At 72.8% G+C, this 26,310-nt stretch carries 22 protein-coding genes and 1 pseudogene; 6 read left to right on the top strand and 17 right to left on the bottom strand.

Features of this window, described 5'->3' with window-relative positions; all coding sequences use genetic code 11:
- Both ACWD4U_RS23295 and pdhA read right to left on the bottom strand, forming a co-directional pair.
- Nucleotides 1-831: alpha-ketoacid dehydrogenase subunit beta (locus tag ACWD4U_RS23295; protein WP_449787284.1), on the bottom strand; the 831-nt coding region annotated here is incomplete at its 3' end.
- Complete coding sequence (gene pdhA / locus ACWD4U_RS23290; RefSeq protein ID WP_449787283.1) at nt 831-1,982, bottom strand: pyruvate dehydrogenase (acetyl-transferring) E1 component subunit alpha; 1,152 nt, start codon at nt 1,980-1,982, stop codon at nt 831-833. The genes pdhA and ACWD4U_RS23295, both read right to left, overlap by 1 nt.
- 311 nt (nt 1,983-2,293) lie before the next feature.
- Between pdhA and ACWD4U_RS23285 the strand changes: the two genes are divergently transcribed.
- Entirely contained in the window at nt 2,294-2,953 is a 660-nt protein-coding gene (locus ACWD4U_RS23285; protein WP_363455661.1) for a response regulator transcription factor, read from the top strand.
- Between the two features lie 58 nt (nt 2,954-3,011).
- Nucleotides 3,012-4,097 carry a phosphotransferase enzyme family protein gene (locus ACWD4U_RS23280; protein WP_363455664.1) on the top strand — a complete coding sequence of 362 codons (1,086 nt, stop codon included), beginning with the start codon at nt 3,012-3,014 and terminating at the stop codon, nt 4,095-4,097.
- Between the two features lie 61 nt (nt 4,098-4,158).
- Here ACWD4U_RS23280 and ACWD4U_RS23275 read toward each other — a convergent pair whose 3' ends face one another.
- The 5 genes from ACWD4U_RS23275 to ACWD4U_RS23255 all read right to left on the bottom strand — a co-directional run bounded on the left by ACWD4U_RS23275 (nt 4,159) and on the right by ACWD4U_RS23255 (nt 10,263).
- Nucleotides 4,159-5,820, bottom strand: a complete 1,662-nt coding sequence (locus ACWD4U_RS23275) for a protein kinase domain-containing protein (RefSeq protein ID WP_363455667.1) — start codon at nt 5,818-5,820, stop codon at nt 4,159-4,161.
- Nucleotides 5,821-5,930: 110 nt separating this feature from the next.
- Complete coding sequence (locus ACWD4U_RS23270) at nt 5,931-7,361, bottom strand: protein kinase domain-containing protein (RefSeq protein ID WP_363455670.1); 1,431 nt, start codon at nt 7,359-7,361, stop codon at nt 5,931-5,933.
- A 157-nt stretch (nt 7,362-7,518) separates the two neighbouring features.
- On the bottom strand, nt 7,519-8,130 hold the full coding sequence (locus tag ACWD4U_RS23265; RefSeq protein WP_449787282.1) for a bacterial proteasome activator family protein: 612 nt from the start codon (nt 8,128-8,130) through the stop codon (nt 7,519-7,521).
- Nucleotides 8,131-8,209: 79 nt separating this feature from the next.
- On the bottom strand, nt 8,210-9,181 hold the full coding sequence (locus ACWD4U_RS23260; protein ID WP_363455673.1) for a hypothetical protein: 972 nt from the start codon (nt 9,179-9,181) through the stop codon (nt 8,210-8,212).
- Nucleotides 9,182-9,294: 113 nt separating this feature from the next.
- Nucleotides 9,295-10,263, bottom strand: a complete 969-nt coding sequence (locus ACWD4U_RS23255; RefSeq protein ID WP_363455675.1) for an NAD(P)H-quinone oxidoreductase — start codon at nt 10,261-10,263, stop codon at nt 9,295-9,297.
- A 170-nt stretch (nt 10,264-10,433) separates the two neighbouring features.
- On the opposite strand from ACWD4U_RS23255, the gene ACWD4U_RS23250 reads away from it, so the two are divergent.
- Complete coding sequence (locus ACWD4U_RS23250; protein WP_363455678.1) at nt 10,434-11,519, top strand: potassium channel family protein; 1,086 nt, start codon at nt 10,434-10,436, stop codon at nt 11,517-11,519.
- A gap of 605 nt (nt 11,520-12,124) precedes the next feature.
- Here the strand turns inward: ACWD4U_RS23250 and ACWD4U_RS23245 are convergent.
- The 3 genes and pseudogenes from ACWD4U_RS23245 to ACWD4U_RS23235 all read right to left on the bottom strand — a co-directional run bounded on the left by ACWD4U_RS23245 (nt 12,125) and on the right by ACWD4U_RS23235 (nt 15,379).
- Nucleotides 12,125-13,324, bottom strand: a complete 1,200-nt coding sequence (locus tag ACWD4U_RS23245; RefSeq protein WP_363455866.1) for a molybdopterin molybdotransferase MoeA — start codon at nt 13,322-13,324, stop codon at nt 12,125-12,127.
- Between the two features lie 109 nt (nt 13,325-13,433).
- Nucleotides 13,434-14,408: pseudogene (locus ACWD4U_RS23240) on the bottom strand (NTP transferase domain-containing protein).
- A 38-nt stretch (nt 14,409-14,446) separates the two neighbouring features.
- On the bottom strand, nt 14,447-15,379 hold the full coding sequence (locus tag ACWD4U_RS23235; protein ID WP_363455684.1) for an MBL fold metallo-hydrolase: 933 nt from the start codon (nt 15,377-15,379) through the stop codon (nt 14,447-14,449).
- Nucleotides 15,380-15,601: 222 nt separating this feature from the next.
- On the opposite strand from ACWD4U_RS23235, the gene manA reads away from it, so the two are divergent.
- The gene (manA, locus tag ACWD4U_RS23230; RefSeq protein ID WP_363455687.1) at nt 15,602-16,795 is read left to right on the top strand and encodes a mannose-6-phosphate isomerase, class I; all 1,194 of its coding nucleotides are present in this window, start codon (nt 15,602-15,604) and stop codon (nt 16,793-16,795) included.
- A gap of 7 nt (nt 16,796-16,802) precedes the next feature.
- Here the strand turns inward: manA and ACWD4U_RS23225 are convergent, their stop codons facing one another.
- The 3 genes from ACWD4U_RS23225 to dnaB all read right to left on the bottom strand — a co-directional run bounded on the left by ACWD4U_RS23225 (nt 16,803) and on the right by dnaB (nt 22,103).
- Nucleotides 16,803-17,366 (bottom strand): HD domain-containing protein, encoded by a 564-nt coding sequence (locus ACWD4U_RS23225; RefSeq protein ID WP_363455690.1) that lies wholly within the window; start codon nt 17,364-17,366, stop codon nt 16,803-16,805.
- Between the two features lie 84 nt (nt 17,367-17,450).
- Complete coding sequence (locus ACWD4U_RS23220) at nt 17,451-19,133, bottom strand: hypothetical protein (protein WP_363455693.1); 1,683 nt, start codon at nt 19,131-19,133, stop codon at nt 17,451-17,453.
- Between the two features lie 129 nt (nt 19,134-19,262).
- Nucleotides 19,263-22,103: a replicative DNA helicase gene (gene dnaB, locus ACWD4U_RS23215; RefSeq protein ID WP_363455696.1), complete on the bottom strand. Its 2,841-nt coding sequence runs from the start codon at nt 22,101-22,103 to the stop codon at nt 19,263-19,265.
- A gap of 460 nt (nt 22,104-22,563) precedes the next feature.
- Here dnaB and ACWD4U_RS23210 point away from each other — a divergent pair, with 460 nt between their 5' ends.
- Nucleotides 22,564-23,901 (top strand): MATE family efflux transporter, encoded by a 1,338-nt coding sequence (locus tag ACWD4U_RS23210; RefSeq protein ID WP_363455698.1) that lies wholly within the window; start codon nt 22,564-22,566, stop codon nt 23,899-23,901.
- 96 nt (nt 23,902-23,997) lie between these two features.
- On the opposite strand, the gene rplI is transcribed toward ACWD4U_RS23210, so the two are convergent.
- The 4 genes from rplI to rpsF form a co-directional block, all read right to left on the bottom strand.
- Complete coding sequence (gene rplI, locus ACWD4U_RS23205) at nt 23,998-24,444, bottom strand: 50S ribosomal protein L9 (protein WP_363455701.1); 447 nt, start codon at nt 24,442-24,444, stop codon at nt 23,998-24,000.
- A gap of 17 nt (nt 24,445-24,461) precedes the next feature.
- Complete coding sequence (rpsR, locus tag ACWD4U_RS23200) at nt 24,462-24,698, bottom strand: 30S ribosomal protein S18 (protein ID WP_030270170.1); 237 nt, start codon at nt 24,696-24,698, stop codon at nt 24,462-24,464.
- Between the two features lie 69 nt (nt 24,699-24,767).
- A complete protein-coding gene (locus ACWD4U_RS23195) occupies nt 24,768-25,358 on the bottom strand; it encodes a single-stranded DNA-binding protein (RefSeq protein ID WP_363455704.1) in 591 nt (196 codons plus the stop codon).
- Between the two features lie 100 nt (nt 25,359-25,458).
- Complete coding sequence (gene rpsF / locus ACWD4U_RS23190; protein ID WP_363455706.1) at nt 25,459-25,749, bottom strand: 30S ribosomal protein S6; 291 nt, start codon at nt 25,747-25,749, stop codon at nt 25,459-25,461.
- Nucleotides 25,750-25,984: 235 nt separating this feature from the next.
- Between rpsF and ACWD4U_RS23185 the strand changes: the two genes are divergently transcribed.
- Nucleotides 25,985-26,290, top strand: a complete 306-nt coding sequence (locus ACWD4U_RS23185) for a hypothetical protein (protein ID WP_363455709.1) — start codon at nt 25,985-25,987, stop codon at nt 26,288-26,290.
- Nucleotides 26,291-26,310 lie beyond the last annotated feature (20 nt).

Below are 26,310 nucleotides of genomic sequence, written 5' to 3'. Positions count from 1 at the left end.
CGTCAACCGCGCCGCCAACTCCGCACCCAGACCCAGGAACACCGGCGCCTCGTGCACCACGATCGCGCGCCCGGTCCGCTTCACCGACTCCTCCACCGTCGCGAAGTCGATCGGCGACAGCGACCGCAGGTCGACCACCTCCAGCCGGCGGCCGTCCTCCAGCGCCGCCTGCGCCGCCTCCTGGCACACCTTCACCATCGGCCCGTACGCGATCAGCGTCGCATCCGCACCCGGACGCACGACCCGCGCCGCGTGCAGCGGCAGCATCGCGTCCTCACCGACCTCGCCCTTGTCCCAGTACCGCCGCTTCGGCTCCAGGAACACCACCGGATCGTCCGACTCGATCGCCTGCCGCAGCATCCAGTGCGCGTCGTGCGCGTTCGACGGGCTCACCACCCGCAGACCCGCCGTGTGCGCGAAGTACGCCTCGTGCGACTCACTGTGGTGCTCCACCGCCCCGATACCGCCACCGAACGGGATCCGCACCGTGATCGGCATCTTCACGTGCCCCAGCGCCCGCGCGTGCATCTTCGCCAGCTGCGAGACGATCTGGTCGAACGCCGGATACACGAACCCGTCGAACTGGATCTCCACCACCGGCCGGTAACCGCGCAGCGCCAGACCGATCGCGGTCCCCACGATCCCCGACTCCGCCAACGGCGTGTCGATGACCCGGTCGTCGCCGAAGTCCTTCTGCAGACCGTCGGTGATCCGGAAGACGCCGCCCAGCTTGCCGATGTCCTCGCCCATCAGGACGGTCTTCGGGTCGCTCTCCAACGACTTGCGCAGCGCGTCGTTCAACGCCTTCGCAATGCTCAACTGCCCGGCCATCAGTGGTACTCCCCACCCTCGAAGGAGGCGGCGTACGCCTCGTACTCGGCGCGTTCCTCGTCCACCAGGGGGTGCGGCTCGCTGTACACGTGGTCGAAGATCAACGTCGGGTCCGGATCCGGCATCGAGCGGACGCCCTCCCGCACGCGCAGGCCGAGCTTCTCGCTCTCGGCCTCGACCTCGGCGAAGAACGCCTCGTCGGCGAGGCCCTCCTTGTCGAGGTACGCCTTCAGGCGGAGGATCGGGTCCTTGGCCTTCCAGGCCTCGGTCTCCTCGGACTCCCGGTAGCGGGTCGGGTCGTCGGAGGTGGTGTGGGCACCCATCCGGTAGGTGAACGCCTCGACCAGGACCGGGCCCTGGCCGGTGCGGGCGTGGTCCAGCGCCCAGCGGGTGACCGCCAGGCAGGCCAGCACGTCGTTGCCGTCGACCCGGACACCCGGGAAGCCGAAGCCGGACGCCCGGCGGTACAGCGGGATCCGGGTCTGCACCGTGGTGGGCTCGGAGATCGCCCACTGGTTGTTCTGGCAGAAGAACACGACCGGGGAGTTGTACACCGAGGCGAAGGTGAACGCCTCGTTCACGTCGCCCTGGCTGGACGCGCCGTCGCCGAAGTAGGCGATCACCGCGTCGTCCGAGCCGTCCTTGGTGATGCCCATCGCGTAGCCGGTCGCGTGCAGGGTCTGCGCGCCGATCACGATCGTGTAGAGGTGGAAGTTCTTCTCGTTCGGGTCCCAGCCGCCGTGGTTCACGCCGCGGAACATGCCGAGCAGGTTCAGCGGGTCCACGTCGCGACACCACGCCACGCCGTGCTCACGGTAGGTCGGGAAGGCGTAGTCGCCCGGCCGCAGCGCCCGGCCGGAACCGACCTGCGCCGCCTCCTGACCCAACAACGAAGCCCACAGGCCCAGTTCACCCTGCCGCTGGAGCGAGGTGGCCTCGGCGTCGAAACGCCGCACCAGCACCAGGTCGCGGTAGAGCGAACGCAGCTCCTCCGGCGTGATGGTCAGGGGGAATTCCGGGTTCTCGACCCGGTCGCCTTCCGGCGTGAGCAGCTGGACGAGCTCCGGCTCGGCGGCCTGCCCGGTCCGGGGGTGGTCAGGGACGCCGGGGGCGGCCTTCTTGCGCGCCCTCGCCGTGCTTTTGACGGTCACGTTCACTCCTCGGTCTGTCCGGCCGCCCGGGGTCGCCGGTGGCCGGTCCGGTCACCTCCTCGCCCGGGCGCGTGGGTGTGCGCTCCGAGTGCGGGTAGGTGGTGTTCCCATTCCGACGGCGTCCCTCACGAGAACGTTACCCAGCGGGGCCCTTCAGCGCCTTTGCGCTAGGACGTCCTACTTGTTCTCGGTCGAGAAACCGCCGGTGTGACGCGGCTTACTCGATGCCATCAGGACACCAGCGCACGGTATCCGGGCAGCGGCCGCTGCGTAAGGGGGTAACAGGCATCGATTTGTGCGAGGCTTTGCAAATGACTGATAACGGACATATCCGGGTTTTTCTCCTCGATGATCACGAAGTGGTGCGGCGCGGGGTGCACGATCTGCTGTCCGTCGAGGACGACATCGAGGTGGTCGGCGAGGCCGGGACGGCCGCCGAGGCGCTGAACCGGATCCCCGCGGTCCACCCGGACGTGGCGGTGCTGGACGTCCGGCTGCCGGACGGGAACGGCGTCGAGGTGTGCCGCGAGATCCGCTCCCAGGACCCCTCGGTGAAGTGCCTGATGCTCACCTCGTTCTCCGACGACGAGGCGCTGTTCGACTCGATCATGGCGGGGGCCTCCGGATATGTCCTGAAAGCGATCCGCGGCACCGACCTGCTCTCCGCGGTGCGCGACGTGGCGGCGGGCAAGTCGCTGCTCGACCCGATCGCCACCAGCCGGGTGCTGGCCCGGCTGCGCGAGGGCGGCGAGAAGGAGGACGAGAAGCTCGCGCAGTTGACGAAGCAGGAGCGCCGGATCCTCGATCTGATCGGCGAGGGGATGACCAACCGGCAGATCGGCAACGAGCTGCACCTGGCCGAGAAAACCGTAAAAAACTACGTCAGCAGCCTGCTGGCCAAGATGGGCATGGAGCGCCGCACCCAGGCCGCCGCCTACGTGGCCCGCCTGCAGGCCGATCAGCAGCACTGAGACCAGATCGCATACGCTGTGTCAAGTCACCATCACGCCGAGTAATACGCTCTGCTGCGTGACGGACGGTCAGACCATCTCCCTCGCGCCGGCCCGCCCGGACGCCACCGCTCCCCCCGTCGGCACCCTCAGCCCCCCGGTCGCGCACGCCGCCGTGGCCGGAGTGCTGCGCGCCTACCGCACCGGACCGCCCAGCGCGGTGGCCCCGGTCGCCGAGGGCCTGCTGAACCGGGGGTACCGGGTGTCCACCGCCGACGGCGACTACTTCCTCAAGTGCTACGTCGACCGGGCCACCGCCGGCCGGCCCGCGATCACCGCCCAGCACCGCGCCACCACCGCGCTGGCCGGGCTCGGTCTGCCGGTCACCCCGCCGCTGGCCGCCGAGGACGGCCGCACCGTGACGGCGCACGGCGGGCGGCTGTTCGCGCTCTACCCGTGGGTGGCCGGCGGGCACCGGCACGGCACCGAGCTCGACCCCCTGCGCTGCACCGAACTCGGCTCCCTGCTGGGCGGGTTGCACCTCGCGCTGGCCCGGGTCTGCGCCCCGCTGCAGCAGCCCGACGGGGTGCTCGGCGCCGAACCGGAGGAGACCGAGCGGATCGTCGGCGAGCTGCTCGCCCTGGCCCGCGCGCACCGGCCGTACGGCCCGTTCGACCGGCTCGCCGAGCAGCGGCTCACCGAGCGGCTCGACCTGCTCGCCGCGCACCGGCACCGCCGACCCGGCCCCGCCGACGCCCCGCCGACCGGCTGGACCCACGGCGACTTCCACGGCCTGAACATCCTCTACCGCGGCGACACCGTCACCGCGGTGCTGGACTGGGACAAGCTCGCGCCGCACCCGGTCGCCGAGGAGGCGGTCCGCGCCGCCACGCTGCTGTTCAACGACCGCGCCACCGGCGTCCTCGACCTCGGCCGGGTCCGGCACTACGCCCGCGCCTACCGCGCCAGCGGAGCCGCCACCGCCGAGCAACTCGCCGCCGCCACCCACCGGGTGTGGTGGGAACGGCTGAACGACCTGTGGATGCTGCAGTGGCGCTACCAGCGCCGCGACCACCGCGCCGACCCGCTGTTCCCGGGCTCCGCCGGGCAGTTGACCTGGTGGTGCGCCGAGTACGAGCAGGTCCTCGACGCCTTCACCAACTGACCTCCGGCCTCAACCGAGGCCTCCGCCGACCGGATTGACGTGACGTCCGGTCGGCGGCGGGTCACTCCGGCTGGGCCGCCGACGTGGGGCTCGCCTTCGTGCTGCTCGGCGGGGCGGCCGGGCTGGTGCCGGTGGTCGGCGTCCCGCCGGCGCTCGGGCTCCCGGACGCGGACGGCGAGGCCGAGTGCGAGGGGCTCGGCGAGGGCGAGGCGGACGGCGACGCGGAGTGCGAGGGGCTCGGCGACGGCGAGGCGGAGGGCGACTCCGTTTGCCGGCTGGCGGTCTGACTGCGGGTCGGGAGCGTGGTGCTCGGCCGCTCCGTCGGGGTCGGGGAGACCGGGGCGCTGCTGCTCTGGGTCGGCTGGAGCGGCGTCTCGTTCTTGTCCCGATTGGCCGTCAGCGCCAGCGCCACCCCGATGGTGGCCGCCAGTACCAGCGCGACCAGCGCCAGCACCCAGCCCCACGGGTTGCGACCCTTGCGCCGGCCCTCGTCGTCCTCGCCGCCACCACCACCGCTCGCCGCCGGGTAGGGCTGCGCGGGCGTCTGGTACGGCGAGGTCACCTGGTAGGGCAGCAGCTCGGTCGGTCCGGTCCCGGGCGCGCCGACCGCGCCCATCGGCTCGGTCAGCGAGTCGGAGCCGCTCGGCGGGGTGGTGTCCCAGCCGCCCGCGGCCGCGGCTGCGGCCAGCCCGGCCGCACCCGACGGGAACCCCGCGCCGGCCGCGCCGTGCATCTGCCGCAGCGCGTGCTGCACGTGCGCCCGGAACTCGTCGGCGCTCTGGAACCGGTCGTCCGGGTTCTTCTCCAGCGCCCGCAGCACCAGCGCGTCCAGCTGCGGCGGCACCCGGTCGTTGGCCCGGGACGGCGGCACCGGGGCGTCCTGGACGTGCTGGTACACCACGGCCAGCGGCGTCTCGCCGGTGAACGGCGGCCGCAGGGTGAGCAGTTCGTACAGCATGCAGCCGGCCGCGTACAGGTCCGAGCGGTGGTCCACGGCCTTGCCGAGCGCCTGCTCCGGCGACAGGTACTGCGGCGTGCCCATCACCATGCCGGTCTGCGTCATGGTGGAGGCGGCGCCGGTCAGCGCCCGGGCGATGCCGAAGTCCATCACCTTCACCGCGCCGCCGGTGGTGATGATGACGTTGGCCGGTTTGATGTCCCGGTGCACGATGCCGTGCCGGTGGCTGTAGGCCAGCGCCTCCAGCACCCCGGCGGTGATGATCAGCGCCTGGTCGACCGGCGGCGCCGCCTCGTCCACCAGCAGCTCGCGCACGGTGCGGCCCTCGACCAGCTCCATCACGATGTACGGGGTGGACTCCCCGTCGTGCTGCTCCTCGCCGGTGTCGTAGACCGCGACGATCGAGTGATGGTTGAGCGCGGCGACCGAGTGCGCCTCACGGGTGAAGCGCAGCCGGGCGGTGTCGTCCTCGGCGAGTTCCGAGCGCAGCAGCTTGACCGCCACGGTGCGGCCCAGCCGGATGTCCTGGGCGGCGAACACCTCCGCCATCCCGCCGCGGCCCAGCCGCCGGGTCAGCCGGTACCGGCCCTCGCCGACCGTGGCGAGCGGAACGGCGGTGCCGCGTCCGGGAGTTCCCGTCCCGGCAGGCGGCGTCGCGGCCGCCGCGGGGCCCTGGTCCTCAGCCGCGGTCCGGTCTGCGGCGTCCGCACCCGGGACGTCCCGCTGCTCCGCCTCGCCGTCGTCCGGTCGTTCGCTCTGACCCATCGCTCCTCGCCCCGGGCACTCGCTCGGCGCGCGGTGGCCCTGTCGGTTCCTTCCTCAGCACGCTACCGTCTCGCGCCGTCCGTCGTGTCACACGGCGGCGCGGATCGGCCTCAGAGCGCGCCCGCTCCGCCCGCCGCGGAGCCCAGGTCCAGCACCGTGCGCAGGGTCGGCGCGCCGTAGGTCGACGAGCCCGAGTTCGACCCGGCCGCGGCGATCATCACGATGACGATCGCCAGCACGATCACACCCACGATCACGCCCACCACGATCAGCGCGGTCGAGCAGCCGCTGTTGTTGCTCGGCGGCGCGTACGGCACCGTGACCGGCGGACCGATCGGCCCGGTCTGCTGCGGGAACGGCTGCGGCGTCTGCGGGTACCCCGGCTGCGGGAACGGCTGAGGGGTCTGCGGCGCCTGCGGGAACGGCTGGGGAGTCTGCGGTGCCTGCGGGAACGGCTGCGGCGTCTGCGGTGCCTTCGCGAACGGCTGCGGCTGCGGGGTCTGCGGCGCCTGCGGGAACGGCTGGTACGGCTGCTGCACCTGCGGCGCCGGGGTGCGCAGATCGCCGGTCACCTGCGGGAAGTTGGTCAGCGAGGGCGCGGCGTGCACCGAGCGCGGGCCCTCTCCGATCACCAGCGGGGTGGACGCCTGCAACGGCGTGTTGCCCTGCTGCTCCCCCGCCGCGACCCGCTCGACCTCCTCGCGCATCGCCTCCGCGGTCGGGAACCGGTGCGCCGCGTCCTTCCGCAGCGCCCGCGCCACCAGCGCGTCCACCGCGGGAGTGACCGCCGGGTTCAGCGTCGACGGCGCCGGCGGGGTCTCCTGCACGTGCTTGTACGCGATCGAGAACGCCGAGTCCCCGTCGAACGGCAGCTGCCCGCTGAGCAGTTCGAACAGCATGCAGCCCACCGAGTACAGGTCGGAGCGGGCGTCCACGCTCTTGCCGAGCGCCTGCTCCGGCGACAGGTACTGCGGGGTGCCGACCACCATGCCGGTCTGCGTCATCGACGTGACTCCGGACTGCAGCGCGCGGGCGATGCCGAAGTCCATCACCTTGACGACGCCCTTGGAGTTCACCATGACGTTCGCCGGCTTGATGTCCCGGTGCACCAGCCCCTGGTCGTGCGAGGCCTCCAGCGCCGACAGCACCGCCGCGGTGATCTTCAGCGCCTGCCCGGCCGGCATCGCGCCCCGGGTGCGCACGTGCTCGTCCAGCACGTCCTTCAGGGAGCTGCCCTCGACGTACTCCATGACGATGAACGGGGTGGGCGTCCCGTCCGGCGCGATGTCCTCGCCGGAGTCGAAGACCGAGACGATGTTGGTGTGCTGCAGCCGCGCCACGGCCTGCGCCTCACGCCGGAACCGCTCCTTGAACGAGGCCTCCCGGCCCAGTTCGGTGTTGAGCGTCTTCACCGCGACCTGACGGTCCAGCACCGAGTCGTACGCCAGGTGGACCGACGCCATGCCGCCCTGCCCGAGCAGCCGCTGCAGCACGTAGCGGCCGTTGCCGAGCGAGCGGCCCCCGGTGGTGCCCTCAGTCATGGTCCCAGCTCCCCCTCGGCGCGCGGTACTTCCGGACAGGGGTCAGGGTAGCGGCTCGGGGCCGCGCTGCCGCGCGACCCCTGCCGAGTGGTGGATGATGAGGAATTTTCAGTTGTGCACTGCCGTGACTGGCGGGGCGACAGTCACCGGGTACCGGTCACAGGTAGGGGCCGGAGCGGATGCCGCGGCCGGGAGCCGGTTCGTCCAGCTCGCCCTCCGCGCCGTGCATGCCCGGCGGCAGCGCCCGGCGCATCTGCTCCAACTGGGCCCGGGCGGCCATCTGCTGGGCGAACAGCGCGGTCTGGATGCCGTGGAACAGGCCCTCCAGCCAGCCCACCAACTGGGCCTGGGCGATCCGCAGTTCGGCCTCGGTGGGGATGGTCTCCTCGGCGAAGGGCAGCGACAGCCGCTCCAACTCCTCGACCAGCTCAGGCGCCAGACCCAGCTCCAGCTCCTTGATCGAGCTGGCGTGGATGTCCTTCAGCCGCGCCCGGCTGGCCTCGTCGAGGGGCGCCGCGCGGACCTCTTCCAGCAGCTGCTTGATCATGCTGCCGATCCGCATCACCTTGGCCGGCTGCTCGACCATCTCGGTCACCGGCAGTTCCCGCGGCTCCCCGCCGTCGTCGCTCCGCCCCAGTGCCCCGGCCGGCGCGGTGCCCACCGCCATCCCGTCGGGCCCGACGATCAGCACCTTCGGACTGTCATCGGATTTCCCGCTCGACACTTGGTATGGCTCCTGCCGCGACCGCTCGTTCATCGGGTTGGTCATAGCTCCTTCATATGCTTCGTCCACCACGATGGTCAACGAACCCGGGCCATCGATCGTCCCGGCCCCGCCGCGGAGCCCGCTAGCGGCGGCGCATCCGCAGGCCCACCAGCCCCAGCCCGAACCCGATCAGCGCCAGGCCCGTGCCCAGCGGCAGTTGCAACGCCGACGGGTCGGTCCAGTGCAGCGGGAAGGCCGGGTCGACCGGGCCCGCCGCCACCGCCTCGGGCGACGCCCCCGGCGTTTCCGCACCCGCGCCCGGCTCGGGCTGCGCCGCATCCCCGTCCGACTGCCCGCCCACCGCCCCCGGGACGTCCAGCTCGGGCACGGCCAGCTCCCCGCCGCCGCTCTGCTGCTGCTCCGGCTCCACCTCCTGCACCGACGGCGGGGGCACCTCCGGCACCTCCGGCACCTCCGGCAGCATCGGCTCCGCCGGGAGGGCCGGGACCACCGCGTGCTGGTGGCTCTGGTGCTGCGGCCCCGCCGTCCCCGACGGAGTCGGCTGCGGCGAGGCACCCGTGCCCGCCGCCGACGAGGCCGAGGGCGACGCGGACGCCGAGGAGGACGGCGACGGCGACGGCGTCCCGGACGGCTCGGCGGAGGGCGAACCGCTCGGTGACGGTTCCGGCGACGGCGACGCCGGTGCGGTGGCGGGCATCGTCGCGGTCCGGGTCTCGGTGGCGCTCGGCGACGCCGCGACGGGGCTCGCGGACGTGCTCGCCGTCTCGTCCGGCAGGCCGGGTATCGCGCTGCCGGGCGACGCCGCCGCGGGCCCGCCGGCCGGCAGCCGGCCCGCCTGCTCGCGCGCCGCGTCCAGCTGTGCCTCGGCCTGCACGCGGGCCGCCTCCACCTGCGCGACGGTCTGCTCCCGGATCCCGTCCACCACGCCTGCCACCGCACCGCCGCCCGGCCCGGTCGCCGCGGCGGGAGCGGCGAGCAGCAGCGGCAACGCCAGCCCCGCCCCGGTCAGCACCGCCCACCGCCGGATCGGCGCCGAACGGGCAGCGGCGGAACGGTGCGGAACCGAGGACGCGGAGCGGCGACGAGCAGGCATGGACGGCGGTCCTTCCGACGGCCGCCCGCACCTGAGTGCGGGCGGAGGCGGAACAGCTTGTGGCCAGCCTCACACATTCGGACAATTCGGGCATGTCGGTCCTGCGGCCGAGGTCAGAGCTCCAGGACCACCTTGCCGACCTGCTCGCCCGCCTCGACCACCCGGTGGGCGGCGGGGGCCTCCGTGATCGGCAGCACGCGGTCGATCACCGGTGCCACCACACCCGCCTCGACCAGCGGCCACACGTGCTCCCGGACGGCGGCCACGATCGCGGCCTTCTCCCCGAGCGGACGGCCGCGCAGGTTGGTGGCCACCAGTGCCGCGCGCTTGGCCAGCAGGGTGGAGAGGTTGAGCTCGGCCGTGACGCCGCCCTGCAGGCCGATCACCACCAGCCGGCCGTTCACGGCGAGGGCGTCGACGTTCCGCTGCAGGTACTTGGCGCCCATGATGTCCAGGATCACGTCCGCCCCGCCGAGCGCCGCCACCTCGGCGACGAAGTCCTGCCGGCGGTAGTCGATCAGCACGTCGGCGCCGAGCTCGGCGCAGCGGGCCAGCTTCTCCGGGCTGCCCGCGGTCACCACGACGCGCGCGCCGACCGCCTTGGCCAGCTGGATCGCCATGGTGCCGATGCCGCTCGCGCCGCCGTGCAGCAGCACCGTCTCGCCGGGGCGCAGGTGCGCGACCTGGAACACGTTGGACCACACCGTGCACGCCACCTCGGGCAGCGCCGCCGCCTGCACCGGCGTCAACCCCGCGGGCACCGGCAGCAGTTGACCGGCCGGCACGACGACTTGCTCCGCATAGCCGCCGCCCGACAGCAGGGCGCACACCTGGTCGCCGACCGCCCAGCCCGCCACGCCGGGGCCGAGCGCGACGATCCGCCCGGCGCACTCCAGGCCCGGATACGGTGAGCTGCCGGGCGGCGGGTCGTAGAAGCCCATGCGCTGCAGCAGATCGGCCCGGTTGACCGCGGTGGCCGCGACCTCGACCAGCACCTCGCCGGCCGCCGGAGTGGGTTCGGGTACCTCGGCCCAGACCAGCTGCTCCGGTCCGCCGGGCTCGGGAATCGTGATGGCTCGCATGCCCGCCACGCTACTTGTCCCGCCCCCGAACTCCCCGGCCACCCGCCGCTGCCCGCCCCCGCCTGGCGGTTCGTCAGCCGACGTGCGATCAGTTCGGCGGCTCCGACGGGCCGGCGACACTCCGGCCCCGGGGCCCCGCGCCGACCGTCCCACCCCGCATCCTTTTCCCTGTGCCGAACTCCACCCCGCCGACCCGGCCCACGCGCAAGCCGTACCGGGACCCCGGCGCCGACACCGCCGACCCCGCCCGCCGGATCACCCTGCCCGCCCGGCCGACCCGCCCACCGCTGCGCCAGGTCGGCAAGCGGCTGGCCCTCGCGCTCGGGGTGCTGGTGCTCACCACCTTCCTGGTCTACGCCGACCACGCCGGCTACCACGACAACGCGGACGACACGGTCAGCTTCCTGGACGCGGCCTACTACGCCACCGTCACCCTCTCCACCACCGGCTACGGCGACATCACCCCGGTCAGCGACGGCGCGCGACTGGTCAACATCTTCGTGATCACCCCGCTGCGCGTGGTCTTCCTGATCATCCTGGTCGGCACCACCCTCGAAGTGCTCACCGAACGCACCCGCCTGCAGTGGCGGATCGAACGCTGGAGGCACACCGTGCGCGAGCACACCGTCGTGATCGGCTACGGCACCAAGGGGCGCAGCGCCGTCGACACCCTGCTGGGCCAGGGCGTCCCGAAGGACTCCATCGTGGTGGTCGACCCGCAGGCCAGGGCGATCGACCAGGCCACCCACGACGGACTCGTCGGCGTCCTCGGCGACGCGACCCGCGCCGCGACCCTGCTGCGCGCCGAACTCCCGCGCGCCGCGCAGGTGGTGGTCGCGCCCGAACGCGACGACACCGCCGCGCTGATCATGCTGACCGCCCGTCAGCTCAACAAGGGTGCGACCGTGGTCGCCGCGGTCCGCGAGGACGAGAACGCCCCGCTGCTCCGCCAGAGCGGCGCCGACGTCGTCGTCACCTCCTCCAGCTCGGCGGGCCGCCTGCTCGGCATGTCGATGCTCAGCCCGAACGCCGGCTCCGTGATGGAGGACCTCCTCACCTACGGCAACGGCCTCGACGTCGCCGAACGCCCCGTCACCAAGGCCGAAGCCGGCCGCAGCCCCCGCGACTGCGCCGACCTCGTCGTCGCAGTCGTCCGCGGCCGCCGCATCCTCAACTACACCGAACCCGAAGCCGCGACCCTCCACCTCACCGACCGCCTCATCGTCATCAAACCAGCCACCCCAGTCGCCACCTGACGCAGCCACCCGGAAGCAACGCTGCCGCCCCCAGCGCCAGCACCTCAGCCCCGGCACAAGCCGCCTCCTCACCCCCGGTGCGCCGCAGGCTTGAGCGGCAGCAGCTCCGCTGGCACGGCGTCAGCCATCTCTTCACCGCAAGCGACTCCCGCTACAGCAACGGCAGCTCCAGCCGGGAGACCGCCCGGGGGATGACGGCCAGGGCGTCAGCGAGAGCGAGGCCTCGAAACATGGCGGGGCCGTCGTGCGGCCAGCACAGCACCACCTCTTCACCCCGCTTGCGCCGCAGGCTTGAGCGGCAGCAGCTCCGCCCTGACTCCAGCCCGGAGGGACTGCCCTGGGGGGAGACGGCCAGGGCGTCGGCGAGGGCGAGGCCTCGAAGCACGGCGGGGCCGTCGTGCGGCCAGCACAGCACCACCTCTTCACCCCGCTTGCGCCGCAGGCTTGAGCGGCAGCAGCTCCGCCCTGACTCCAGCCCGGAGGGACTGCCCTGGGGGGAGACGGCCAGGGCGTCGGCGAGGGCTAGGCCTCGGAGCATGGCGGAACCGTCGTGCGGCCGGCACAGCACCATCTCTTCATCCCCCTTGCACCGCAGGCGACTCCCGCTACAGCGCCAGGAGCTCCGTCTGGGCTCCGGCCGGGAGGCCGGCTGGGGGGATGACGGCCAGGGCGTCGGCGAGGGCTAGGCCTCGGAGCATGGCGGGGCCGTCGTGGGGGAGGAGGGCTAGGCCGGTGGGGGTGTGGCGGACGGGGTGGAGGCGGGTGTCGCGGGGGTGGCCGGGGAGGGGCGCGGCGAGGTGACCGGTGTGCGGGGCGGGGGCCGGGCGGCCGGAGCGGGCGTGCAGGAGGGGGAGGGCGAGGGTGACGGTGCCGGCCACCGCGGCGAGCGGGTTGCCGGGGAGCCCGACCAGGTGGCGGCCGCCGGGCAGCGCCGCCAGCAGCATCGGGTGCCCCGGCCGGACGGCCACGCCGTCGACGCGCAGGTGGCCGCCGGTAGCCTCGAGTGCGTCGTGCAGGAAGTCGACCGGCCCGGCGGCGGTCCCGCCGGTGGTGAGGACCAGGTCGGCGGGCGAGTGCCGGATGGCGTCCCGCAGCAGCCCGAAGTCGTCCCGCACGTACCGTCGGCCGATCAGTTCGGCCCCGGCCGCGGCCAGCCACGGCGGCAGCAGCGGTCCGAGCGCGTCCCGCACCCGCCCGGGCCCGGGGAGCCCGGAGTCCAGCAACTCGTCGCCGAGGACGAGCAGTTCGACGGTGGGGCGGCGGTGCACGGCGAGCGTGTCGTGGCCGGCCGCGGCGGCCAGGCCTAGCACCGCGGGGGTGACCATCGTCCCGGCGGGCAGCAGTTCCTCGCCGCTCGTGCACTCCTGCCCGCGCGGACGGATGTCTTGCCCCGGGTCCACCCGGCCGTGCAACTGCCGGACGTCACCGGGGTGTTCGTCGACCCGGCCGTGTTCGCGGCGGAGCACCCCGGTGGCGCCCGGCGGGAGCTGGGCGCCGGTGGCGATCTCCACCGCGGTGCCGTCGGGCAGCGGGTGGCCGAAGTCGCCGGCCAGCAGCCGTCCGGTCAGCCGCCACGGGCCGGGTCCGGCCACCGCCCAGCCGTCCATCGCGGAGGTGTCGAACGCGGGCAGGTCGGTACGGGCGGCCAGCGGACGGGCCAGGGTGCGACCGGCCGCGTCCGCCAGCGCGACGTGTTCCACCGGCAGCGGCCCGGCCGCCGCCCGTGCGGCCGCCCGGGCGTCCGGCCACGGGCATCCGCGCAGGGTGGCCTCGCCACGCTCCAGCCGTACGTCCGGGTCCACCATCCCGCCGCTCAACGCCCCGTCGATCATCGCCCGACCGCCCGACCGCACGGGCCGGCGCCGAGCCGGGCACAACCGCCCCGCCGGACCCGAGCCACCGCCACCGACCCGCTCATCGCTCGGCCGCGTCCGTCCCGGCCGCACCGTCCGACTCCGCCGCCCACCGCTCGGCGAGCGCCGTGGCCTTGGCCGTCGCGTCGGCGACGGCTGCCGGGCCACCGCCGTCGAGGGCGGCCGCGTAGCCCACCAGGAAGGCCGTCAACGGCGCGGCCGGGCGCTCCACACCGTGGGCGACCACCCGGGTCATGTCCAGCAGGGCCCGGACGTCCACCGCCAGGTCGAGGCCGAGTTCGGCACCGGCCGCGGCCATCCACTCATCCAACGTGCGCTCCATGACGCCCATGCTGCCCGATCCGCGCACCGCGGGGCCGCTTCCGGGGTGAGCGTCCCGAGTCGTTTCGCTCACGGGCGCCGCCGCGGCCGGTGAGGATCACCCCTCGCGGGCCGCCCGCTCCCGGGCCGCCGCGACCTGCTCCCAGGTGTCGCAGTCCTGCGCGGCCCCCGCCGGATCGGGCACCCGGACCAGCCGCAGCCCCAAGGTCACCCGCCGCAGCGGCGCACCCGCCGGGTCGCCCAGCGCCGCCACCGCCGACCGCAGCGCCGCCGTCCGGTACACCGCGGCCAGCGGCTGCTCCCGCCCGTCGGCGTCCACCAGCAGCGCCCCGTCCGCCGCCCCGTCCGGCGGGACCGGCCCGTCCAGCGCGGCCACCAGCCGGTCGACGGTCGCGCGGTCCAGGAACGGCAGGTCGGCGGCGAGCAGCAGCACCGCGGGCGCGGCGGCGTACGGCAGCGCCGCGGCGAGCGCCGCCACCGGCCCGCCACCGGGCGGGTCCTCGCGCAGCAGGCGCACCCCGGCGGGCCCGGTCGGCCGCGGCGGGCCGACGACCAGGACCGCACCCGCCCCGGCGCAGGCGTCCAGCACCCGGTCCAGTAGCGTCCGTCCGCCGACCTCCAGCGCGGGCTTGTCCGCCCCGCCCAGCCGTCGCCCGGCCCCGCCGGCCAGCACCACCGCGTCGTACTCCGTCACCCGGCCAGTATCCGCCGCGCCCGGAACCCGGCGGGCGGCTACTCCTCGTCCTCGACGATCTCCGCGTCGACCACCCCGTTGTCCTCGTGCGGGACCTCCACGCGTTGGACGTTGGCGGCGGCGCCGAGTTCCAGGATCACCGGCAGGGTCAGGCCGCCGTAGCGCTCGTTGACCGCGTCGGCGAGGGCCTCCGGGTCGTCGGGGTGGTCGGCCAGCGCCTCGTCGAAGTCGCGCAGGTAATCGGCGGTGAAGCCGAGCACCCGGTGCGCGGCGTCGTCCATGCCGGGGGCGCGGTGGCCGGCGATCACCCGGTCCACGCCGAGGTCGGCGATCCGGCCCAGGTTGTGCGACCACTGGTCGCGGGCGGCGGGGTCGGTGTCGGCGGTCCACACGTGCGTGCCGTTGTAGACGAAGTCCCCGGCCACCACGGTGCGGATGCTCGGGATGTGCGCCACCGTGGAGCCCGCCGCGTCGCCCTGGCCGAGCTGCAGCACCCGGATCAGCTGACGGTCGATCATCAGCGGCTGCGGCAGCAGCGGGGCGGGCAGCAGCGGCTGGTCGGGGATGTCGTCGCCGTACACCGGCTTCCACTGCGCGACCTTCGCGGCGGCGGTCTGGCCGATCCCCTGCACCACGGACGGCGCGGCGAGCAGCTGCGCGGCGGGGAACAGCCGCAGCACCTCCTCGGCGCCGAAGTAGTGGTCCGGGTGCTGATGGGTGATCACGATCGCCAGCAGCTGGCGGCCCTTCCCGGCGATCCACTCGGCCAGCTCGCGGCCCGCCGAACGGGTCAGCTGGGCGTCCACCAGGATCGCCGTGCGCTCGCCCATGATCAGGCTGGAGGTGGCGAAGAACGCGGTCTCCGGACCGGTGAAGACGTCCACCTCCAGCGGGCGGACGGCCGGCGCGCCGCCCGCGCCGAGATGCGCTCCGCCGCCCTGGGCGGTCTCGTCGGGCGGTGACGCGGTCACGGCGGCTCCCTGGTCGGTTGCGGCGGCGGGCCGGACCGGCCCGATCCCCACCAGCCTGTCCGCAACACCCCGGCGACGCCGGGTAGGCGCGCCCAGGAGGGTGATCACTCCGGCGCCCGCCGAACGCCCTCGGCACCCGGTGGGGCGGCCATCGACGTCGGCTATTGTCGGTGGTCCCTCGGACCACGGCAGACCTGACGCGCACACACCTGGGAGTTCCTGATGGACCGGCTCCGCACCACCGTTCGCCCGTATGCCTGGGGCTCGGTGACGGCCATCCCCGAGCTGCTCGGGCAGGAGCCGACCGGTGAGCCGCAGGCCGAGCTGTGGATGGGCGCCCACCCCGGATCGCCGTCACTGGTCGACCGGGGCGACGGGCCGCAGCCGCTGGACCGGGTGATCGCCGCCGACCCGGTCGGCGAGCTCGGCGCCGCCGCGGTGGAGAAGTTCGGGCCGACCCTGCCGTTCCTGTTCAAGGTGCTCGCCGCCGCCGTCCCGCTCTCCATGCAGGCCCACCCGACGCTCGCCCAGGCCCGCGCCGGATTCGCCGCGGAGGAGGCCAGCGGCGTGCCGCTGGACGCGCCGCAGCGCAACTACAAGGACGCCAACCACAAGCCCGAGCTGATCTGCGCGCTGAGCGAGTTCGAGGGGCTGTGCGGCTTCCGCGAGCCCGCCGACGCGGCCGCCCTGATGGCGTCCCTGGCGGTGCCCGCGCTCGACCCGCTGATCGACCTGCTGCGCAGCAAGCCCGAGTCGGAGGCACTGGCCGGCGCGCTCGCCGAGATCCTCTCGATGACCGGCGAGCAGGCCGAGCGGACCGTCGCCGAGGTCGCCCGCGCCGTCACCGTCGCCGCCCCCGCCGACCCGACCGGCGCGCTGGCCGGCTACGCCTTCGCCGCCGCCGAACACCCCGGCGACACCGGGCTGCTCGCCGCCCTGCTGCTCAACCACATCGTGCTGCAGCCCGGCGAGGCGCTCTACCTCGGCGCCGGCGTCCCGCACGCCTACCTGCGCGGCACCGGCGTCGAGATCATGGCCAACTCCGACAACGTGCTGCGCTGCGGACTCACCCCCAAGCACGTCGACGTCCCCGAACTGCTCAAGGTGGTCGACTTCCACGCCACCCGGCCCGAGGTCCTGCGCCCCGAGCCCGCAGCCGACGGCGAACGCCACTACCCCGTCCCGATCGACGAGTTCCGGATCTCCCGGTACGACCTCACCGCCGACCGCCCGGTGCACCTGCCCGGCGACGCCCCGCAGATCCTGCTCTGCACCGCCGGCACCGTCCACCTCGCCGACGGAACACAGGAGTTGACCCTCTCCCCCGGCCAGTCCGCCTACCTTGCGGGCAACGGCGTCGCCACCACCGCGACCGGCCCGGGCACCGTCTTCCGCGCCACCGTCACCCTGGACTGACCCGCCTTCAGACCACCGGACGGGCCGCCTGGTACGCCAGTCGGCCCTCCGCACCGTCGCCGATCGCGGTCAGCACCTCGTCCAGCGCCAGGAACTCCTCCCAGCGCTCCCGCCCGCCGGCCTGCACCAGCACGGCCACCACCAGGTCCTCCAGCTCCGGCACCCGCTTGTTCTTCCACACCTTGTCGGCCAGGCTCACCAGCAGGTCCTCGACCCGCGTACCCGGGGCGTCCCACGAGGCGTGCCCCGCCGCGAACCGGGCCAGCTCCGGCGGTACCCCGGCGGCCAGCAGCAGGTCACGGCCGGCCGGCTCGTGCGCCGACTCCGGGCCGGAGAGCTCCGCCCGGTGCACCGCCTTCCCGATGTCGTGCGTCGCCGCCCCGAACAGCACCGCCGCCGGCTCGAACTCCAGCTCCGGACAGCGCCGTTGCACCCACGCCACCAGCTGCGCCGCCACGTCGTGCACCAGCCGCAGGTGCGCCACCAGCCGCGGCGGCGCAGCCGCCTCGGCCAGCAGCGCGGCGGCCCGCTCGGGCAGCGGGCGCAGCGCCGGTTCCGTCGACTCGTCCACGGTCGAACTCCCGTCTCTCGGTCACAGGATGCGACGGAGCCCCCGCGGACCGAGGTCCGCGGGGGCTCCCGAACTGATCGCGGATCAGCTCTTGTCGTAGAAGCCGAACATGTCGACGATCAGGTCGGTCTCGCCGAAGCTGACGTTCCAGAAGTCGACCAGGCCGGTGGTGCCGGTGTTCGCCTGCACCAGGTTGGGGACGGTGTCCCCGCGCTTCCAGTTCAGCGAGGACACGTTCGGCACCGGCGGCATGGTGGCGTAGTTGCCCTGGTAGGCCGCCTTGGTGTTCGGGTCCGGCGCGACGGAGAGGTGACCGTCGCCCGCGGTGTTGGTGACGGTCGCGTTCAGCGCCCAGCCGGTGATGTTCGAGTCCCAGGAGCCGAGGTCCAGCGGCACGTAGTCGAAGCCGCCGTAGTTGGCGTCGTACGCGTACAGCGGGTGGCCCCAGCTCGGGTCCCGGGTGTCGACCAGGCGGTCCGGGTTGACCGGGATGTAGGCGCTCTGGCTGTTCTGCGTGTAGTAGCCGACCACGTCGACGATCACGTCCGACGCCTTCCAGGCGCCGTTCTGGATCTGGATGCGGCCGTCCGCGCCGACCGGCACGATCACCGAGTTGGCCACGGTCTGGCCGACGGTGAAGTTGACGTTCGAGGCGGTGGGCAGGGACTGCCCGCTCGGGTACACCGTCAGGTGGCCGTCGCTGCCCGGGTTGGTGACGGTCACGTTCAGCGCCACCGCGGTGAACTTGCTGTCCGGCACCTGCGCGTTGGTCGGGATGGTCACCGGAACGGTGCCGTACGCGGCGACCTGGCCGCGCGGGGCGCCGGTGCCGTCACGGGTGTCCAGCAGGCGCTGCGGGTTGACCGGGGTGTAGCCGGAGGCCTGCGACTGGGTGAAGTACCCGGTCACGTCGGCGATCAGGTCGACGTTGCCCCAGCCGCCGTTGTACAGGTCGACGTAGCCGTTCGCCCCGACCGGCGCGATCACCAGGTTCGGAACCGTCTGGCCCGGCGCGTAGTTGAGGTTCGACGTGGTCGGACGGGCGTCGCCCTCGCCGTAGACGGTCACGTGGCCCGGAGTCTCCGGGTTGGTGACGGTGACGTTCAGCGCGACCGCGGTGACCCCGGCCGGGATGCCGCCGTTGCCCGCGATCTTGATCCGCGAGGTGCCGTAGGCCCCGACCTTGGCCGCGGGGGCGCCGGTGCCGTTACGGGTGTCCAGCAGACGGGTCGGGCCGTACGCGGTGTACGCGTTGCCCGCGGTCACCACGTTGAGGCCGCCGTTGACGGTGTTGGCGGCGCCGTCGGCCAGGCTGACGGAGATCGCGTAGCTGCCCAGGTGGGCGTAGGTGTGCGTCTGCTTGACCTCGGCGGTCGAGTAGATCGTCACCGGAGTGGTCGGGCTGCCGTCACCCCAGTTGATGGTGGCGGTGATCGGCCAGGTGTCGCTGGTGGCCGAGATGCTCAGCTCGATGCTGCGGGCGGTCGCCTGCACGGCGTGCAGCGAGGCACCCAGCGTGGCGTTGCCCACCGACAGCGCGCCGGCCTGCGGCTGCGCGTTCGGCTTGACGGACTGCTGCGCCGAGACCGACCCGCTGAAGGTCTGGAACTCGGGCTTCGGGGCCTGGACCGCAGCGTGCGCGCCGGCGGCCTTGGCGGAGGAGGGAGTTGAGTGCGAGTCGGCCGCTACGGCCTGGCTCGGGATGAACGCGAGACCGGCAGCAACGGCAGCGGCTCCCGCGAGAAAACGGCGATAAGACACCGACACCTCGTGAATAAAGTGATGATCCGATGAGAGGCTCGCTTAGCGTACAGATTCCGCCTTGCTCGAACAATCGCCTTTTTCCGAGCGCCGTATGACGCTTGGCCGAACGCCGACAAAATCTCCGACGGTCCGTCAGGTCACATCGCGGGTCATGTCGACAAAGCGTGAATAGTGGCCCTGGAAAGCGACGGTAATTGTCGCGGTGGGACCGTTTCGGTGCTTTGCGACGATGAGGTCCGCTTCGCCTGCCCGCGGCGACTCCTTCTCGTAGGCGTCCTCACGGTGCAGCAGGATGACCATGTCCGCGTCCTGCTCGATCGAGCCCGACTCACGCAGGTCGGAGACCATCGGCTTCTTGTCGGTGCGCTGCTCGGGACCACGGTTCAGCTGGGACAGCGCGATCACCGGGACCTCCAGCTCCTTCGCCAGCAGCTTCAGGTTCCGGGACATGTCCGACACCTCCTGCTGGCGGCTCTCCGCCCGCCGCGAGCCGCCCGACTGCATCAGCTGCAGGTAGTCGATGACCACCAGCCGCAGGTCGTTGCGCTGCTTCAGCCGCCGGCACTTCGCCCGGATCTCCATCATCGACAGGTTCGGCGAGTCGTCGATGTACAGCGGAGCCGCCGTCACCTCCGGCATCCGCCGCGCCACCCGGGTCCAGTCGTCGTCCGTCATGTTCCCCGACCGCATGTGGTGCAGCGCCACCCGCGCCTCCGCCGACAGCAAGCGCATCGCGATCTCGTTGCGCCCCATCTCGAGCGAGAAGATCACGCTCGGCAGGTTGTTGTGGATCGAACACGCCCGCGCGAAGTCCAGCGCCAGCGTGGAGTTGTGGGTCGGGACCATCGAACGGGTCGCCAGGTAGAGGTGGTCCGGGTTGTCGACCTCCACGCAGCGGACCGGCACGCTCTCGATCTCACGGACGTCCACGATGTAGCGCTGCGCCGACTTCGGAGTGGCCGGCCGCCGTCGCTCCGCGTGCGCCGCACGCTTGCGATCGAGCTCGAACACCTCGGTGGTGGGCGTGAAGGTGATCCGGTACAGGGTCGAGGTCTCGGCAGAGCGTCCGGCGACCGGCCTCGTCGCCATCCCGCAGCGGTAGCCGAGGCCGACCACCAGCTCGCGGAAGTCCTCAGCCAACCGGCGGTCGGTCACCGCGAACTGCACCGAGCCGGTCTTGGTCACCGTGCCGTCGGAATCCAGCAGCCCGGCCAGCAGCGCCCTGCGCTGCTCGACCGAGCCGCGCAGGTACGCCGCGGGGATGTGCTTGCTCCCGAGCACCCCGAGATCCCGCAGAACGGTCAGTAGGCTGCCGTGCCGCCGGGTGCACGCGTCACAGCGCGGCTCGGCGAACGGCGAGGCGCACGCACGGCCGCAGTCCACGCAGACGGTGGGCTGGACGGGCTCCGAGACCAGCCGCGCCCGGCCGCCGCACGAGCGACCGCAGGTGCGCACGTGGGCGAGCTTGGGCGTGAAGACGGCGCCGCAGACCACGCAGGACCGCTCGAAGGTGCTCGGCGGCTCCACCGCGTACCGGACCGCGTACGTCGGGGAGCCGTCGCCGACGGGCTTCAGGTCGAAGCCGTCCCGCGCGATCCGCTGAACCACCTCGGGGTCGGTCGTGGTGATCCGGGCCGCGTCGGTGTGACCGTCGCCCAGCCAGGCCCCGAGGGTGTACGGCGGAACGGGGAGCTCGCGCCGGGGCAGTTCGAGCGCGGCAGTGTTGCGTACCGAGTGGTTGCTGCGGCCGTCCGCCGAGGCGCAGCGCAGCGTCGCGGCGATCTCCTTGGTGGTCCGGATCCGGCCGACGCCGCCCGAGCGGCGTGCGGCGCGGGTCTCGGTGAGCCACTGGTGGTCCGCATCGGCGACCACCGAGGTGCCGTCGTCGAACACCACCTCGAAGCAGGGCCGCCCGGTCATCACCTCGGTGGCGGCCACCACCCGGGTCGGTCGGCCCTGGGCGTCGAGCAGCAGGTCTCCCGCGCGTACCGCGCCCATGGTGGTCCAGCCGTCCGGCGTCGGCAGCGGGGTGTCGAGGGCGAGGGCCTTACCCATGGCCGGGCGGGCGGCGATGACGATCATCTGGCCGGGGTGGAGGCCGTTGGTGAGGGCGTCGAAGTCGGCGAAGCCGGTGGGGACGCCGGACATCTGGCCGGAGCGGGAGCCGATCGCCTCGATCTCGTCGAGGGCGCCCTCCATGATGTCGGCGAGCGGGGCGTAGTCCTCGTTGGTGCGCTGCTCGGTGACGGCGTAGATCTCGGCCTGGGCGGCGTTGACGATGTCGTCGACGTCGCCCTCGGCGGCGTAGCCCATGCCGGCGATCCGGGTGCCGGCCTCGACCAGGCGGCGCAGGACCGCGCGTTCGTGGACGATCTCGGCGTAGTACTCGGCGTTGGCCGCGGTGGGGACCGAGTTGACCAGGGTGTGCAGGTAGGAGGCGCCGCCGACGCGGACGAGTTCGCCGCGCTTGGTGAGCTCGCCGGCCACGGTGATCGGGTCGGCGGGCTCGCCGCGCGCGTAGAGGTCGAGGATCGCGCCGTGGATCAGCTCGTGCGCGGGGCGGTAGTAGTCGGCGGGCTTGAGCACCTCGACCACGTCGGCGATGGCGTCCTTGGAGAGCAGCATGCCGCCGAGGACCGACTGCTCGGCCGCCAGGTCCTGCGGGGGGACCCGCTCGAAGCCCTCGCCGCCGAAGCCGCCCTCGCGGTCGCGGTCGCCGTCTCGGCCCGCCCGCTCACCCTTGGCCGGGAAGCGGTCGCCGCCCTTGCCGTCCCGCCGCTGGAAGCCGCCGGAGCCGCCCTGGCCGCCGCCTTGCCCACCGCCCTGGCCGCCCTGGCCATTCGAGCGGCGGGTGACCGGCAGGCGGTCTCCGGGGCCGTCCGGGAACGAGTCCAGCGGGAAGGCGTCGTCGGACGGCTGCCAGTCATCCTCCGGCGGCGGGGCGTCGTGGTCGTCGTACTGGGGGCCGGTCACGCGTCTTCCCCGATCAGCGAGTGGTGCGAGTTGGTGCGGGCCTGTCCGGTGGCGCACCCTCTTTCTTACGCCACCGAGCCGACAGTTCCGGCCGTGTGCGGGGCGGTGTCGCGCGGGCACCGTGGTCTGGTCCGGGGCCACGGTACGGGGGTCGGGCGGGTTCCTCCAAGGCGGTTATCCACAGGCCATGTGGATAAGTGTCCGAAGGCTGTGGAGAACCCCCGGAAAGCTGTGCACAACCCTGTGGACACCGTTGTGGATAACCACACGATCGCTCCGGTGTCAACTCGCTGACCTGCGAGTACTTCTTCGACGGGCTGTGCATGAGAAATTCTTCACACACCCGTGAGCGGAGCCGTTCAGGTGTTCGATCGGCCGTTCGAACGGGCGCTCATCCACAGGATCGGTAATAGATCGATGGGGCTAGTGCCTATTACCTGTGGATGAGTAGGCTGACCCCATGCCCTGGAGATCCACAGCAGCACCCGAACGCCGCCGCCACGACCGGGAGATCCTCGCCCTCGCCGTCCCGGCCTTCGGCGCCCTGGTCGCCGAACCGCTCTTCCTGATGGCCGACTCCGCCATCGTCGGACACCTCGGCACCGCCCAGCTGGCCGGCCTCGGCATCGCCTCCGCCGCGCTCACCACCGCCGCCGGGGTGTTCGTCTTCCTCGCCTACGCCACCACCGCCGCGGTCGCCCGCCGGATCGGCGCCGGCGACCGGCGGGCCGCCATCCAGCAGGGCATCGACGGCATCTGGCTGGCCCTGCTGCTCTCGGTCGGCGTGGTCGCCCTCACCCTGGCGCTCGCCCCGCAGGCCGCCCACCTGCTCGGCGCCTCCCCCACCGCCGCCCCGTACGCCGTCACCTACCTGCGGATCAGCGCGCTCGGGGTGCCGGCGATGCTGCTGGTGCTGGCCGCCACCGGCGTGCTGCGCGGGCTGCAGGACACCCGCACCCCGCTGCTGGTGGCGATCGGCGGCTTCAGCGCCAACCTGCTGCTCAACCTGGGCCTGGTCTACGGCGCCGGCCTGGGAGTGGCCGGCTCCGCCTGGGGCACCGTGATCGCGCAGACCGGGATGGCCGCGGCGTACGTCGCGGTGGTGGTCCGCGGCGCCCGCCGGGAGGGCGCGAGCCTGCGGCCGGACCGCACCGGGATCAAGGCCTCCGCCCGGGCCGGCGGCCCGCTGGTGGTGCGCACCATCAGCCTGCGCGCGGCGCTGCTGATCGCCACCGCGGTGGCCGCGAACCTCGGCGACGCCGAGGTGGCGGCCCATCAGATCACCATGACCATCTGGTCGTTCGTCGCCTTCGCGCTGGACGCCATCGCGATCGCCGGGCAGGCCATCATCGGCCGCTACCTGGGGGCGAGCGACCTGCCGGGCACCCGGGAGGCCACCCGGCGGATGGTCGAGTGGGGCATCGGCGCGGGCGTGCTGTTCGGCCTGCTGATGGTGCTGGCGCGGCCGCTGTACATCCCGCTGTTCACCGCCGACCCGGCCGTCCGGAGCCAGCTCGCCACGGTGCTGCTGCTGGCCGCGCTGACCCAGCCGGTCGGCGGACTGGTCTTCGTGCTGGACGGCGTGCTGATGGGCGCCGGCGACGGCGGCTACCTGGCCTGGGCGATGCTCGCCACCCTGCTGGTCTTCACCCCGGCCGCGCTGGCGGTGCCCGCGCTCGGCCTGGGCCTGGCCGGCCTGTGGTGGGCGATGAACCTGTTCATGCTGGCCCGCGCCGCCTTCCTGACCGGCCGGGTGCGCACCGGCCACTGGATGGTGACCGGCGCGGTGCGCGCCTGAGCACGGGCCTCGCCACGGGCACGACGAACCACCGGCACGACGAAGGGGCCGGACTCCCTGCGGAGTCCGACCCCTTCGTACTGGCTACTGCTTCGCTCAGGCGGCGACGACGTTGACGTCGAGGTTGGCCTGGACGTCACCGTGCAGCTTGACCGACACCTTGTGGGTGCCCACGGTCTTGATCGGCGAGGCGATCGCGACCGCGCGCTTGTCCACGACCGGGCCGTCGGCGGCCTTGATGGCGTCGACGACGTCGGCCTGGGTCACCGAGCCGAACAGGCGGCCGGCGTCGCCGGAGCGGACGGCCAGCTTGACCTGGAGGCCCTCGAGCTTCGCCTTGATCTCGTTGGCGGCCTCGAGGGTCTGGATGGCGTGGATCTTCCGGGCGCGACGGATGGCGTCGACGTCCTTCTGACCGCCCTTGGTCCAGCGGATGGCGAAGCCACGCGGGACCAGGTAGTTGCGGGCGTAGCCGTCCTTGACCTCGACGACCTCGCCGGCGCTGCCGAGGCCGGGGACCTCGTGAGTGAGGATGATCTTCATTCTTCGGTCACCCTCTCTTAGCGCGTGGTGGAGGTGTAGGGCAGCAGCGCCATCTCACGGCTGTTCTTCACGGCCGTGGCGACGTCACGCTGGTGCTGGGTGCAGTTGCCGGTGACCCGGCGGGCACGGATCTTGCCGCGGTCGGAAATGAACTTCCGCAGCAGGTTCGTGTCCTTGTAGTCAACGTAGTTGACCTTGTCCTTGCAGAAGACGCAAACCTTCTTCTTCGGCTTGCGAGCAGGCGGCTTCGCCATCGTGTGCTCCGTTTAGGTACGAAATCTGTCAGCGTTGCCGGGTCTTCGTGAAACCCGGCCCGCACCGCTTTAGAACGGGGGTTCCTCCGAGAAGCCGCCACCGGACGGGGCACCCCAGCCGCCGCCCTGCTGGCCGCCGGACGGGGCGCTGGACGCCCACGGGTCGTCGGACGGACCGGACTGGCCGCCACCGGAGTTTCCACCCCAGTTGCCGCCGCCCTGGCCGCCGCCGTAACCGCCGCCCTGCTGGCCGCCGCCACCGCCGAAGCCGCCGCCACCGCCCGGACCACCGGTCCGGTTGGCGCGGGTGACCTTGGCGGTCGCCGAGCGCAGGCTGGGGCCGACCTCATCGACCTCGACCTCGAAGACCGTCCGCTTCTCGCCTTCCTTGGTCTCGTAAGACCGCTGGCGCAGTCGGCCCTGCACGATGACGCGCATGCCGCGCTGCAGCGACTCGGCCACGTTCTCCGCCGGCTGACGCCAGACGTTGCACGTGAGGAAGAGGCTCTCGCCGTCCTTCCACTCGTTGGTCTGGCGGTCGAAGGTGCGCGGGGTGGACGCGATACGGAACTTCGCGACCGCCGCACCCGACGGGGTGAAGCGCAGCTCGGGGTCGTCGACGAGGTTGCCGACGAGGGTGATGACGGTCTCGCCTGCCATGTGGTGATGACCTCTCGGAAAGGAGTTCTGCGGTGCTCGTCAGCGATGTTTCACGTGAAACATGCGACGTGAGCGCTCCGGCGCGGACGCCGGAGTGGGCTCAGTGGGTGTCCGGGCGCAGGACCTTGGTCCGCAGAACCGACTCGCTCAGGCTGAGCTGGCGGTCGAGCTCCTTGACGACCTCGGGCGTGGCCTTGAGGTCGATGACCGAGTAGATGCCCTCGGACTGCTTGTTGATCTCGTACGCCAGGCGACGACGGCCCCAGGTGTCGATCTTCTCAACCTTGCCGCCGCCGGTGCGGACGACGTTGAGGAAGCTCTCGATCAGGGGGGAGACAGCTCGCTCTTCGACCGAGGGGTCGAGGATGACCATCACCTCGTAGTGACGCATGTGTAACCCACCTCCTTTGGACTCAACGGCCACGGTCTCTCCGTGGCAGGAGGGTTGTGCGCGTCGGCACCGGTGCCAGGGCATGCGGGCACGCCTCTACACCAGTACAGAGGTGCCAGCCTACCGGGTGACCCGACCGGCGGACAAAACACTTCGGTCCAGGGGTTGCCACCCGGAGCGAATCGGTCGCAATCTGGACAGAACGGCAAGCTTCCCTCCACTGGAGGTGGGTCCCATGGCGCAGACAGTCCACCGGCCGCCGCTGACGCTGAACACCGACGGGCACGCACATCCACGGGAGAACGCCCTGGTCGGCGTCACCGCGTTGCTCGGCCTGGTCGCCTTCGTCACCTCGTTCTTCCACAACCTGCATCTGCTGACCTCGTGGACCGGCCTGTTCGGCGTCATCGCCGGACTTGTCGGCCTGTTCTACTCGGTGACCACCGCCGAGCGGTTCGTGGTGGTGATCGGGCTGGGCGCGTCCGCGTTCGGCCTCTACCTCGGAGTGGCGCACGGCGGGCTGTTCGGGGGCGTGTGGTGAGCCCCGCGCGCGGCCACCGG

The sequence above is a fragment of the Kitasatospora sp. NPDC002522 genome (assembly GCF_053595195.1).
This window is presented reverse-complemented; position numbering and strand designations above follow the sequence as displayed.

Bases quoted from the DNA above. Each gene is read 5' to 3' on its own strand.
- ACWD4U_RS23275 (WP_363455667.1), bottom strand. From the start codon at position 5,820: ATGGGTCAGAGCGAACGACCGGACGACGGCGAGGCGGAGCAGCGGGAC.
- rplI (WP_363455701.1), bottom strand. From the start codon at position 24,444: ATGAAGATCATCCTCACTCACGAGGTCCCCGGCCTCGGCAGCGCCGGC.
- rpsF (WP_363455706.1), bottom strand. From the start codon at position 25,749: ATGCGTCACTACGAGGTGATGGTCATCCTCGACCCCTCGGTCGAAGAG.
- ACWD4U_RS23245 (WP_363455866.1), bottom strand. From the start codon at position 13,324: ATGGTGGACCCGGACGTACGGCTGGAGCGTGGCGAGGCCACCCTGCGC.
- ACWD4U_RS23185 (WP_363455709.1), top strand. From the start codon at position 25,985: ATGGCGCAGACAGTCCACCGGCCGCCGCTGACGCTGAACACCGACGGG.
- ACWD4U_RS23265 (WP_449787282.1), bottom strand. From the start codon at position 8,130: ATGACCAACCCGATGAACGAGCGGTCGCGGCAGGAGCCATACCAAGTG.
- ACWD4U_RS23195 (WP_363455704.1), bottom strand. From the start codon at position 25,358: ATGGCAGGCGAGACCGTCATCACCCTCGTCGGCAACCTCGTCGACGAC.
- ACWD4U_RS23260 (WP_363455673.1), bottom strand. From the start codon at position 9,181: ATGCCTGCTCGTCGCCGCTCCGCGTCCTCGGTTCCGCACCGTTCCGCC.
- ACWD4U_RS23285 (WP_363455661.1), top strand. From the start codon at position 2,294: ATGACTGATAACGGACATATCCGGGTTTTTCTCCTCGATGATCACGAA.
- ACWD4U_RS23270 (WP_363455670.1), bottom strand. From the start codon at position 7,361: ATGACTGAGGGCACCACCGGGGGCCGCTCGCTCGGCAACGGCCGCTAC.
- rpsR (WP_030270170.1), bottom strand. From the start codon at position 24,698: ATGGCGAAGCCGCCTGCTCGCAAGCCGAAGAAGAAGGTTTGCGTCTTC.
- ACWD4U_RS23255 (WP_363455675.1), bottom strand. From the start codon at position 10,263: ATGCGAGCCATCACGATTCCCGAGCCCGGCGGACCGGAGCAGCTGGTC.
- manA (WP_363455687.1), top strand. From the start codon at position 15,602: ATGGACCGGCTCCGCACCACCGTTCGCCCGTATGCCTGGGGCTCGGTG.
- ACWD4U_RS23210 (WP_363455698.1), top strand. From the start codon at position 22,564: ATGCCCTGGAGATCCACAGCAGCACCCGAACGCCGCCGCCACGACCGG.